An 11,749-nucleotide genomic window follows, 5' to 3' on the forward strand; every position below is an offset into this window, starting at 1 on the left:
GCTCAGCCCGCGGCGGCGACGCCCGCCTCGCCCATCGCGCCGATCCGCCCCAGCAGGTCGACGATCCGGGACTGGACGTCCTCGCTGGTCGAGCGCTCGGCCAGGAAGAGCACCGTCTCGCCGGTGCGCAGCCGGGGCAGCTCGCGCGGGTCGAGGTCGACCGAGGTGTAGACCACCAGCGGGGTGCGGTGCAGCCGGTCGTTGGCGCGCAGCCAGTCCAGCAGACCGACCCGGCGGCGGCGGATCTGGAACAGGTCCATCACCACCAGGTTGGGCTGCACGCTGCTGGCCCGGGCGACCGCGTCGTTCTCGTCCACCGCGTGCTCGACGTGCATGCCGCGCCGCTCCAGGCTGCTGATCATGGCGGCGGCGATGTCCGGGTCGCCCTCGACCAGCAGCACCCGCGGGGCGTGGTGCTCGCCGTCCCGCGGGGCCAGGGCGCGCAGCAGCACGGCCGGGTCGGCGCCGTACGCGGCGTCCCGGGTGGCCTGGCCGAGGCCGGCCGTGACCAGCACCGGGATCCGGCTGTTGAGCGCCGCGGTGCGCAGCGACTGCAGCGCGGTGCGGGTGATCGGGCTGGTCAGCGGGTCGACGAAGAGCGCCGCCGGGAAGCCGGGCACCTGGGCGTCCACCTCCTCGCGGGAGCGGACGATCACCGGGAGGTAGCCGCGCGACTGGAGGGCCCGACCGGTGGCCGGGTCGGGCTCGGGCCAGACCAGCAGTCGGCGGGTGTTGGCCAGCTCGCCGGAGCCGCTCTGCGGCGGCTCGGCCTCGGGGCGGTCGGCCGCGGCGGCGGGCAGTTCGGCCAGCGCCCGTGGCGCGGCGGGCGTCGCCGGCTGGGCCGGGACGGCGGGCACCGGGGCACCGATCGGGGTGCCCACCGGTCGCGGCGGGGCGAGCTCGGCCAGGCCGCTGCCGACCGGGCGCGGGCCCTCCGGCTCCTCGGCGGAGGCGGCGGCGGGCAGCGCGGGCCGGGCGGGCTCCAGCGCGGCGCCACCGGCCTGCGGGGCGGGGGTGGCGGCCGGGGTGTCCGCCGCGGGCCCGGGCGGTACCGAGAGCCGACGGCGGCGGCCGGTCGGCGCGGTGGCGGGCTCGGTCGGGGCGGGCGCCGGACCACCGGCGGGCAGCGCGTGTTCCAGGCCGGGGTACGCCGGGGCGTCGCCCACCCCGGGCAGCGCGAAGCCGCCCGAGGAGTCCTCGGCGGAGGGCAGCGCCCGCCGTCTGCGCGGCTTGGCCTCGCCGCCGTCCTCGGCGGCGCCGACGGTGGGCTCCGCGACCGGAGCGGGTGCGGGTGCGGGCGCGGGCGCCGGTGTGGGCGCGGGGCCGAGCGCGAGCGGCTCGCGGCCGCCGGGCCGGTGCTGCTGCGGGCGTCCGCCGTCGACGGGCACGGCGTAGGCGGGGCCGGAGCGGCCGTCGTCCTTGCCCCACGGGTCGCTCTGCGCCGCCTCGGGGGCGGCCGGGCCCCGACGGCCGTACGCGGGGTCGTTGCCGGTGCCGTTCCACTGCTCGGGGACGGCCCGCTCGACCCGGGCGGGGGCGTTCGGCCACTGGTCGGCCGGGGCAGCGGGGGCGGCGGTGGCGGCCGGGGCAGCGGTCCCGGGGGCCTGGCCGGTCGATTCCTGCTGGTCGGCGGAGGGCCGGCCGCGGCGGCCGCGGCGCTCGGCCGGGGGCTCCTCGGCGGGCGCCTGCTCCGGCTCGGGGGCCTCGCGGCGGGGCCGGGCGTCGTCCGCGCCGGTCGCGGTGGCGGCCGTGGACCCGGTGTCCCCGTCGGTGTCACCGCTGCTGGGCAGCTGCGGGATGCCGGGCAGTTCGGGCAGGACGGCACTGTCGCCCTCCTTGGGCCGGTCGGAGCGGCCCTCGGCGGCGGCGCGCTCGGCGGCGGCCTTCGCGGCGGCCGGGTCCAGCGGCAGCTCGACCACGTAGGTGGTCCCGGCCTTGCCGGGCAGCTCGTGCGGCTGGAGCACGCCACCGTGGCGCTCGACCACCGCGCGGGCTATCGGCAGGTGGACGGGGCTGCCGCCGACGCCGGGGCCGCGGATCTCGACCCGGGCCACCTCGCCGCGCTGGGCGGCGGCCAGCACCACGGTCGGCGGTTCGGCGGGCGCGGCCGGGGCGGGCTGGCCGCCCAGCCCGGGGACGGACAGCCCCGGGACGGCCAGCCCGGGGGAGGGGGCGGTGGGGGCGTCCAGGGCGAGGCCGGTGCCGCTGACGTCGGCGACCAGGTGGGCCAGCGCCTGGGCGAGCCGCCGCTCGTCGGCGATCACCTCGACCGCGGCGGCGTGCACCGAGAAGCGCACCCGGCCGGGGCCGACCAGCTCGCCGGCCTCCTCGACGGCCCGGCGGACCACCTTGTCCAGGCCGACCGGCACCCGCTGGGCGGCCTTGCGTCCGTCCTTGCCGTCCTTGCTGCCCTTGGCGTCCTTGCCGTCCTTGGCTTCGGCCGCTGCGCCCTCGCCGGCCTCGGAGCGCTGGTGTTCGAGCACGCCGTCGATCAGCTTGCCGAACCGGCGGCACTCGTCGGCGAGCCGGCGCAGGGTCCAGTTGGCCTCCGGCCAGAGCTGCCCGGCCGGGTCGGCGGCGAGGGTGTCCAGTCGCTGGTTCAGCGCGCTCAGCGCGCCGCCGAGCTCGCTCTCCAGGACGGCGACGAGGTGCTCGTTGCGGGCGACCAGGGCGAGTTCGCGGCTGCGGTCGGTGAAGGTCATCACCGCGCCGACCAGTTGGTCGCCGTCCCGGACCGGGGCGGTGGTGAGGTCGACGGTGACCGGGCGGCCGTCCTTGCGCCACAGCACGGTCCCGCGCACCCGGTGCTTGCGTCCGGAGGTCAGGGTGTCCAGCAGCGCGGACTCCTCCAGCGTCAGCGGGGTGCCGTCGGCCCGGGAGTGCTGGATCAGCGGGTGCAGCTCGCGCCCGCCCAGCTCGCTCGCCCGGTACTCCAGGATGTGCGCGGCGGCCGGGTTGACCAGCACGCAGCGGCCTTCGAGGTCCACCCCGAGCACGCCCTCGGCGGCGGCCCGCAGGATCATCTCGGTCTGCTTGTGCTGGCGGCGCAGTTCGGCCTCGACGCCGAGCCGGCTGGTGAGGTCGCGGACCAGCAGCAGGAGCAGGTCGGAGGACGAGGAGGCGCGCGGGCCCTCGCGGTACGAGTCGTACGGGGAGCGCCCGTAGCCGTCGCCGCCCTCGGTGGCGAAGTCGTTGCCGGACACCTCGACCGGGAAGGTCGTGCCGTCGGTGCGGTGGGCGGTCATCCGGACCGGACGGTCCAGGTCGTCGCCGTCGCGGGTGGCCGGGCGCATCGAGCCGGGGATCCGGCTGGGGTCGAACTCGGGCAGCAGGCCGAGCACGCCCATGCCGACCAGCGAGGTGCCCGGCGCCTGCAGCGCCTGCACCGCCGCGCTGTTGGCGTCCACCACCGTGCCGTTGCTGTTCACCAGCAACAGCGCCTCGGGCAGGGCGTCGAGTATGGCGTCGAGGCGAGCAGCGCCTCGGATCGGCCTGCTGCTCACGTCGACAGGTCTCCTCGGCTCAGGGCAGCTCCTCCGGAGTCGGCAGTATCTCATTCTTCTTTGCGGCGGGGACGACCCGCCTAGTAACGTTGGCGGTGGTTGGTGCCGGGCCCCACGGTTGTGGCATCATCACTGACACACGGAACGGGTCCGCTCACGCGGATGTGGTCCATGTGGGGAGGCTTCGCCTAGTCCGGTCTATGGCGCCGCACTGCTAATGCGGTTTCGGGGTTATTCCTGATCGAGGGTTCAAATCCCTCAGCCTCCGCAGTACCGGGAGCCCCGTCGACGATCACGTCGGCGGGGCTCTTCGCATGTCGGGGGCGTGATCGCCGGCCTGCCCGGCGGGGGTCCGCAGGGGGGCCGGCGGCGGTCGGATCAATCGATTTCGCCCCACGTCGCAGGTCATGTAATGTTGTCCCCGCAACGCCCCGGCGGCACGGTTCACCGGGGCGAGCGCTCATAGCTCAACGGATAGAGCACTTGACTACGGATCAAGAGGTTGCAGGTTCGAATCCTGCTGAGCGCACCAACCTTCGCAAGATCGGGTCCGCCCGTTCCTTGCGCTCATAGCTCAACGGATAGAGCACTTGACTACGGATCAAGAGGTTGCAGGTTCGAATCCTGCTGAGCGCACCAGCGAGAAGCCCCCGGCCACCGGCCGGGGGCTTCTCCGTTTTCCGCCGTCCGCCACCGCCGTGTCGTCGGTCACCCCAGGTCGGTCCGGTTGATCCACGGCACGTCCCGGCGGTCCAGGAACCAGTCCGAGCTGGTCAGCGGGCGGTTCCGGTTGAAGGTCGCCGGCACCGGGTCGTGCCGGACCAGCCCGGCGGCGGCGCCCAGGGTGAGCAGCAGTTCCGCGAGCTCGCCGACCAGCCCCGGCGGGCCGGAGAGGTGGACCTCCCAGCCGCGGAAGTCGCCGTGCCCGAGCAGGGTCCGCCGCAGCAGCGCGGTGCTCCCGTCCGGGCCCGCGGAGCGGTCGGGGGTGGCGGTCAGCACCCGCAGCCGGGGGTTGCGGGTGAGCAGTCGCCGCACCGTGTCCAGGTCGTACTGCCCGGCGGCCGAGCGGGCCGCCAGCAGGACGGTGGCCTCCCGTTCCGGCTGCTCGGCGGTGAGCTGCTCCAGCAGGGCCTTGGCCTGTCCCCAGCCGCTGCCCGCGGCGACCAGCAGCAGCGGCCGGTCCGAGGCGGGGGCGAGCACGGCCTCGCCGAGCGGCGGCCCTAGCCGCAGCAGCTCGCCGGGCATCACGTCCTCCACCAGGACGGGGCTCAGCAGTCCGCCGGGCACCCGCCGCACGTGCAGTTCCAGGCTGCCGTCCGGGCGCGGCGCGTTGGCGAGCGAGTACGGCCGCCAGACCCGGGGCGTCCGCGGGCTGGTGAGGGTGAGGTACTGGCCGGCGGTGAAGGGGTACGGGCGGGTCGGGGCCAGGGTGAGCACCACCAGGTCGGGCGCGGCCCGGCGGCGGCCGGCCACCTCGGCCTCCCACCAGGCCGGGTGGTCGTCCAGCGGGTCGTCGGCGGCCCCGGTCATGATCCGGGCGATCATGGCGTACGCCTCGGTCCAGGCCCGCTCGGTCTCCGGCGTCCAGGAGTGGCCGGAGCACTGCCGCAGCGCGGCGATCAGGCTGGCCCCGACGGCCGGGTAGTGCTCGGGCGCGACCTGGAACTTGCGGTGGTCGCGGCCGAGCGCCCGCAGGTACTCGACGAGCCGCTCGGGCTCGTCCAGCCGCAGCACGATCCGGGTGAGCGCGGCGAACAGCCGGTCCCGCTGCTCGTGCATCCGGGCCGGGAAGAGCGGGCGCAGCCCCGGGTTGTGGTTGAAGAGGTGGGCGTAGAAGAAGGTGGTCAGATGGTCGGCCCGGCGCTCGACGACGGCGAAGCTGGCGCGGACGACCGCGGGGTCGAAGGCCACCGCACCGCCCCCGGCTAGGCCGACCGGGCTTCGGTGAGTGCCGCGCCCATGGTGTCGCTGACCACCGCGTAGACGGCGGTCCAGGCGGCCTCGGTCTCCGGGGTCCACTCGTCGCCGGCGTAGTGGGCCAGGGTGGCCAGCAGGCTCGCGCCGACGGCGGGGAAGTGCTCCACCAGCGCGCCGTGGGCGGCGTGCCGGGTGCCGAGGTCGCGGAGCAGCCCGAGCACGGTGTCGGTGTCCTCCAGGTGGGTGACCAGCGCGCCGAGGGCGGCGAACAACCGGTCCTGCTGCTCGTCCAGGTGCTCGGCGAAGAGGCCGCGGAGAGCGGGATCGTGCTCGAACAGATGCCGGTAGAAGTATTCGGCGACGACCGGGCCGTGGGGCGCCACGGCGGCGAAGCTGCGCTTGACGAGTACGGGGTCCAGGGTCACGGGGCCCGACTCTACTGAGCGGGTGGGTAATTCGAACAGGCTTCCCCGATGAATGGTCAGGTACCGGACACTGGTGTCCGTCGAATCAGCCGGAATTCCCCCCTCTCGGCCATTCGGGTGGGTTCGGCCGTTCGGGTGGGATCCATTACCGCCTAATGGATGAAATGCAGCCGATTCGGGTACATCCCGTCCTGCCGCCCGGATGACCGCCAATCGGGTGGGAGGCGGCCAAAAGCGCAGGTGTCGCAGTATGACCGGTCTGGGGCCGTGATTCCGTTTTGTCCGATCGTGTGCCCAGACGGCCCGCCACCCCGGCAGCCGACCGTGAAGGAGAGCCGGATGAGCCGACGGTTTCCCCGCACAGCCGTCGTCCTGGCCGTCCTCGCGGCCGGGGCGCTGGCCGGTTGGAACGCCCCGCTCTCGGTGGCCCGGCAGTCCCCTGACGCCTGGTCGGGCGAGCACCGGGCGGTGCTGCCGTCCGGGCTCTCCGTCCAGTTCGACGCCACGGCCGAACCCGGCAACTCCCTCGCCGCCGAGGCGGGCCGACTGGCCGACCGTTCCGGAGGGGGGCGCTCCACCGCGCTGTACGCGGACGGAAAGCGTCCCGGGGACGCCGCCCAGACCTTCACCCTCACCCCCGACCGTCCGCAGACGGACGGTTCCTGGCGCACCGTCGGAACGCTCCGGCTGAGTTTCTCCCGGCCGGTCCGCAATCCCCGACTGCACCTCAGCGGGCTGGCCGCGGTCGCCACCGGGACATCCGGCACCACCAGCACCGCGGCCCGACTGACCCTCACCGGCGGCTCGCCCGCCGCCCCCGCCCTGGTCGGACGCACCGACTGGCCCGGCTGGACGGTCGACGCCACCTCCCTCGCCCCCGCAGGCTCCGACGGCGGCTCCGACGGCGCCCCGGGGGCCGCGGCCGAGGGCACCCTGGAGCTCACCGGGACGGTCCGCACCGCGGAGTTCCGGGTCGAGCAGCGCTCCACCGCCCGGGCCGGCAGCACCACCCCCGCGCCCGTCCTGCGCCAGGCCTGCACCGTCACCGTGGACGAGGAGCTCGGCACCGCCCCGCAGGGCTACGGCAACGCCTCGCACGTGGTCTCCGACCTCTTCCTGGGCGCCGACGCCACCACCCCGTCCCGGCGGGACCGGAGCCGGCCCGTCGGCGCCGGGGGAGGCGCGGGCGACGAGCCGCTGGTCGAGCTCGACCACGGCGCGGTCCGGCGCGGCAACCCCTTCGCGAGCACGGCCGCCAGCCCGTCACCGCCGCCCAAGCTCCAGCCCGGCCGCGGCGAGTACCAGGGCGCCGACCCGTCGATCGGCTTCCCCGACGAGGCCGCCATCGGCCGCTCCTACCGGGTCACCGTCCCGGTCGCGGGTGGCGGGCAGCCCGCCACCCTGGCGGGCTGGATCGACTTCGGCCACAGCGGCCGGTTCGACCCGGCCGACCGGGTGCAGACCGAGATCCCGCCCGGAGCGGACACCGCGACCCTGGAGTGGACCGTCCCGGCGGACGCCGCCGCCGGCGACACCTGGCTCCGGCTGCGGATCGGCCGGGACACCAGCCAACTCGTCCCCTCCGGCGGTTTCGCCGACTCGGGGCAGGTCAGCGACCAGCGGATCAGACTGACCGTCGGCGCCGCGCGGCCCGAGATCGCCGAGCCGGTCGACGGCACGGTGCTCGCCGACGCCCGTCCGTGGATCCGCGGCGAGGGCGCGGTCGCCGGTGCCTCGATGGAGATCCGGGAGGGCGACGGCGCGCTCTGCAAGGCCCGGGTCGGGCGCGGCGGCGACTGGTCCTGCCGTCCCGACGGCCCGCTCGCCGCCGGGGCGCACGGCCTCACGCCGGTGGAGACCACCGGAGGCGGGGTGGTGCTGCGCGGGGAGCCGGTCAGGGTGACGGTGAAGACCGCCCCGCCGGCCGCGCCCGTGCTCACCCTCCCCGCCTACACCAACGACCCGGGGCTGCAGCTCACCGGCACCGGGGAGAGCGGCAGCACCGTCTCGGTCACCGACCAGTCCAGCTCCTCCGAACTGTGCAGCAGCGCGGTCCGCAAGGACGGCGGGTGGTCCTGCCTGCCGGTCGAGAACCTGGCGGACGGCAGCCACCGGCTCACCCCGGTCGCGGTCGACGCGGCCGGGAACCGGACGGCCGGGCAGCCGGTCGCGCTGGTCGTCGACACCGTGCCGCCGGACAAGCCGGTGCTCACCTCCCCGGCCCCGGGCGAACTGCTCCGGGTCAGCCGGCCGAAGCTCGGCGGGCGGGCCGAACCGGGCACGGACGTGCTGGTCACGGCCGCCCCGACGGCGGACTCCGGGGACTCGGGGGACCGTACGGTGCTCTGCGGGGCCGCGGTGGCGCTGGACGGGAGCTGGACCTGCACCGCCAACCGGGACCTGGCGGACGGCGTGCAGTGGCTGACCGTCACGGCGACCGACCGGGCGGGGAACGGGACTTCGGCGGATCCGGTGCAGGTGCGGGTGGCCGCCGCGGCGGCTCCGAACCCGGCAGCTCCGGCCTCGTCGGCCGCTTCCCCGTCGGCCGCTTCCCCGTCGGCCGCTTCCTCGGCGTCCGTCGCGCCGAGCGCTAGCGCTTCGGCCGGGGCTTCGGCGGCGCCCTCGCCCCCGTCCTCACCCCTGCCCTCCTCCGCTTCCTCTACCTCGCCCTCGCCGAGTCCCTCCGCTCCGGCGGCGTCCCCGTCGACCGCGCCCACGGCCGTCGGGCCGACGGGCCCGGCCGAGGCACCGGAGCTGCGGCCGGTCCCGCCGGGGCTGTTGCCGATCTTCGTCCCGCCGGTGGTCGGGAGCCCGGCGCAGCCGGTTCCGTTCGTCCCCGCGACCCCTCCCGCTCCGACCTCCCCCGCCGTTCCGTCCGCCTCGGCCCGCCCGACCGCCCCGGCCGCGTCCGCCGCGTCCGCCGCCTCCGCCCCGCCGTCCCGCAGTGCCGCCGCGATCCCCGCCGGTTCGCCGAGCGCGACCTCGGCGTCGCCCGGTGGCCGTCCGGCCCGGGCGGCCGAATCCGCGGCGGTCGGGCCGTCGTCGGCCGAGCCTTCATCGGCCGTCGTCGCGGAGCCGCTGTCGGCCTCCGACCAGGGCGGATCCCGGGTGGGCGGTGCCGCCGCCCGACCGCTGCCCGCGCCCCCGATCGAGGGGGCGGCGGTGGGGCGGCCCCGGGAGGCCCGTTGGCACGGCCTGCTCGCCGGGCTGCTGCTGGTGCTCTCCGGAGTCGGGCTGATCACCCGTCGGGTGTTCGCCCGTGGATCCGGTGCCCGACGGCGCTGACCTGCGCCGAACCGTCCCGACCCGCCATCGATGTGCCTGCGCGTCAGGTCAGCTTTGGACGATTCGTCAGCAAATGTCGACACACCTCGGCTCAAATGTCGCATTTGATGACGTATGAACTTAGCCTGACTCTGGCACTGCCCGTCAGATCCGGGCCGCCCGTTGCGCGACACACCAGACCCAGAGGATCCGTGCATGGACGTCACCCGCGATTCTTCGCAGCGACCCGACAACCTGCCCAAGTCGTTCCCGCCGGCCGTGCCGGAACGTTCCGCCACCGGTGCCAGCCCGCTGGCCAAGGTCTCCACCGTCAAGGCCGCCAAGCCGCTCGGCCCGGCCGCCGCGGCCGACGGCGGCCCGGCGACCGCCCCGATGGCCGTCCTCCCCGCCCCGTCCCCGGCGGGCCCCGCCGACCTGCGGGACCCGCTGGAGACGGCCGCCCCGGAGACCGTCGAGCTCCCCGGCGGCGTCGTCCAGGCCGGTGCCCCGGCCGCCGCCACCTCCCGCCGCCCCCCGCGCGCGGACCAGGCGCTGCGGGAGCACACCGCCACCGCCCTGCCCGGCTGGGTCGCCCTGCTGGTGGTGCTGCTCGGCCTGGCCGCCGTCGGGTACCTGCTGCTGCGCACCGGCGTCGTCCCGCGCTGGGACGCGCTGCCCGAACTGCGCAGCCCCGCCGCGCGGGACAGCGGCCGGGCCGAGGTGGACGTCCTGGCGATCGCCGGGGTCGGCGCGGCCGGGCTGCTGATGGTGTTCGCGCTGGCCGGACTGCTGGCCAACGCGGGCGGCGAGACCCGGGTGCTGACCCGGTGGGGCCGCTACCGGGGCACGGTGCGCAGGACCGGGCTGCTCTGGGTCAACCCGCTGCTGCGTCGCCGCCGGGTCGACGTGCGGCTGCGGCACTGGCGCAGCGAGCCGGTCAAGGTGGTCGACCGCACCGGTACCCCGATCGTCGTCCGGCTGCTGATCGTCTGGCGGGTCAAGGACACCGCGCGGGCGCTGCTGGCGATCGAGGACCACGAGAGCTACCTGCGCGAGCAGGTCCAGGCGGTGCTCACCCGCACCGCCTCCACCCTGCCCTGCGACAGCAACGCGGCGCCCGGTCCGGCGCTGCGCGACGGGCAGTGGTTCGCCGACGAGCTGACCCGGGCGCTGGCCGCCGAGGCCGCCCCGGCGGGCCTGGAGGTCTACTCGGTGCAGCCGCTGGCGCTGGACTACGCGCCCGAGGTCGCCGAGTCGATGCGCCGCCGTCGACTGGCCGATCTGGACGCCGGTCTGCGGACCGTGCTGGTCGACGACGCGGTGGAGGCGGCGGCGCTGGCCGTCCGCCGCCTGGAACGCGCGACCGCCCACGAGCTGGACGAGGCCGCCCGCAGTGCGCTGATGGAACAGCTGCTGGTCGCCTTCGTCGCCCCGGCCGGAGTGGCCGCCTCGGTACCGCCCCCGGCCGCCCGTGCCGGGCGGAAGGAAGGACGACCCGCATGAGGATAGCCACCGGCGCGTACGCCGAACCCGGTCTCGGCCCCGACGCCGATTCCGGCCTGATCGGCTTCGAGGAGCGTCTCGGCAGCATCCCCGCGATCACGGGTTGCGGCTGCCCGAACTGCGCCGCCCGGCCGCGCACCGCCAGCGCCGCCGAGCCGGGCGGTGGCGGTCGAATACACCGGGCCGTGCGAAGTACCTGCCTGGCCACCACCGTGCTGGCGGGCGCCGGCGTGGTCGGCCTGACGGCGGGGGCCGGTTCCGCGCACGCCGCGGCCGGCAAGCAGGGCTGGGACGGCTCGAAGTACTGGTTCAAGAACGGCGCCGGTGAGTGGCGTTGGACCAGCCACTACGACGTCTACGCCAGTCGCACCGGGCAGTCCGGCGGTTCCGGCGGTTCGGGCGGCCAGGCCGTCTCGAACGGCTCGGCCTCCTCCTGGGGCCTGCGCCAGGGCTGGGACGGGTCGAAGTACTGGTTCAAGAACGGCGCCGGTGAGTGGCGTTGGACCAGCCACTACGACGTCTACGTCAGCCGCACCGGGCAGTCCGGCGGCTCCGGCGGTTCCGGTGCTTCGGAGCAGCCGTCCCGGCCGTCCTCCGGCGGGCAGTCGTCCACCGGGAACACCGAGTCGGCCGTCGACTACGCGCTCGCCCAGCTGGGCAAGCCGTACGTCTGGGGCGGCAACGGGCCGTCCGGCTACGACTGCTCGGGGCTGGTCCAGCAGGCCTACCGGCGCAGCGGGATAAGCCTGCCGCGGGTGGCCGACGACCAGTACGCGGCGACCACGCCGATCAGCGCGGGGCAGCTGCGCCGCGGTGACCTGGTGTTCTGGTCGGACAGCGGCCGGGCCTCGGGGATCCACCACGTGGGGATCTACCTGGGCGGCGGCCAGTTCGTGGAGGCGCCCCGGCCGGGCAAGACCGTCCGGATATCGACCCTCAACTCGGGCTACTACCCGACCCACTTCGGTCGGCCGTAGCCGGAGGGCACCGGCGGGGGGGCCCCCCCCCCCCCCCCCCGGGGGGGGCCGGGGGGGGGGGGGGGCGGGCGGCCCCCCCCCCCCCCCCCCGGCGGGGGGGGGGGGGGGGGGGGCCCGGCGGCGGGGGGGGGGGGGGGGGGGGGGGGGGGGGGGGGGGCGT

Annotated in this window: 6 protein-coding genes and 3 tRNA genes; 6 read left to right on the plus strand and 3 right to left on the minus strand. The window is 76.2% G+C overall.

Translation table 11 applies throughout. From position 1 onward, the window contains the following. Positions 1–2: 2 nt before the first annotated feature. Complete coding sequence (locus ACIP4P_RS12120) at positions 3–3,503, minus strand: PAS domain-containing protein (protein WP_400917113.1); 3,501 nt, start codon at positions 3,501–3,503, stop codon at positions 3–5. A gap of 177 nt (positions 3,504–3,680) precedes the next feature. Here ACIP4P_RS12120 and ACIP4P_RS12125 point away from each other — a divergent pair. The 3 genes from ACIP4P_RS12125 to ACIP4P_RS12135 all read left to right on the plus strand — a co-directional run bounded on the left by ACIP4P_RS12125 (position 3,681) and on the right by ACIP4P_RS12135 (position 4,142). Beyond that, positions 3,681–3,771 (plus strand) — tRNA-Ser (locus tag ACIP4P_RS12125). 188 nt (positions 3,772–3,959) lie between these two features. Beyond that, positions 3,960–4,035 (plus strand) — tRNA-Arg (locus tag ACIP4P_RS12130). Positions 4,036–4,066: 31 nt separating this feature from the next. Then, positions 4,067–4,142, plus strand: a tRNA-Arg gene (locus tag ACIP4P_RS12135). A gap of 69 nt (positions 4,143–4,211) precedes the next feature. On the opposite strand, the gene ACIP4P_RS12140 is transcribed toward ACIP4P_RS12135, so the two are convergent. Together ACIP4P_RS12140 and ACIP4P_RS12145 are read right to left on the minus strand one after the other, a co-directional pair. Beyond that, positions 4,212–5,414, minus strand: a complete 1,203-nt coding sequence (locus tag ACIP4P_RS12140; protein WP_400917116.1) for a globin domain-containing protein — start codon at positions 5,412–5,414, stop codon at positions 4,212–4,214. A gap of 14 nt (positions 5,415–5,428) precedes the next feature. Then, complete coding sequence (locus tag ACIP4P_RS12145) at positions 5,429–5,845, minus strand: globin domain-containing protein (protein WP_350514752.1); 417 nt, start codon at positions 5,843–5,845, stop codon at positions 5,429–5,431. 339 nt (positions 5,846–6,184) lie between these two features. Between ACIP4P_RS12145 and ACIP4P_RS12150 the strand changes: the two genes are divergently transcribed. From ACIP4P_RS12150 to ACIP4P_RS12160, 3 genes are all read left to right on the plus strand, one after another. Next, positions 6,185–9,130: an Ig-like domain-containing protein gene (locus tag ACIP4P_RS12150; protein ID WP_400917118.1), complete on the plus strand. Its 2,946-nt coding sequence runs from the start codon at positions 6,185–6,187 to the stop codon at positions 9,128–9,130. Positions 9,131–9,325: 195 nt separating this feature from the next. Further along, positions 9,326–10,612: an SPFH domain-containing protein gene (locus ACIP4P_RS12155; RefSeq protein WP_400917120.1), complete on the plus strand. Its 1,287-nt coding sequence runs from the start codon at positions 9,326–9,328 to the stop codon at positions 10,610–10,612. Further along, positions 10,609–11,589, plus strand: a complete 981-nt coding sequence (locus ACIP4P_RS12160) for a C40 family peptidase (RefSeq protein ID WP_350514749.1) — start codon at positions 10,609–10,611, stop codon at positions 11,587–11,589. Before ACIP4P_RS12155 ends, ACIP4P_RS12160 begins: the two co-directional genes overlap by 4 nt. Positions 11,590–11,749 lie beyond the last annotated feature (160 nt).

Origin of the sequence: Kitasatospora sp. NPDC089509 (genome assembly GCF_044749365.1) — a bacterium.
GTDB lineage: Bacteria > Actinomycetota > Actinomycetes > Streptomycetales > Streptomycetaceae > Kitasatospora.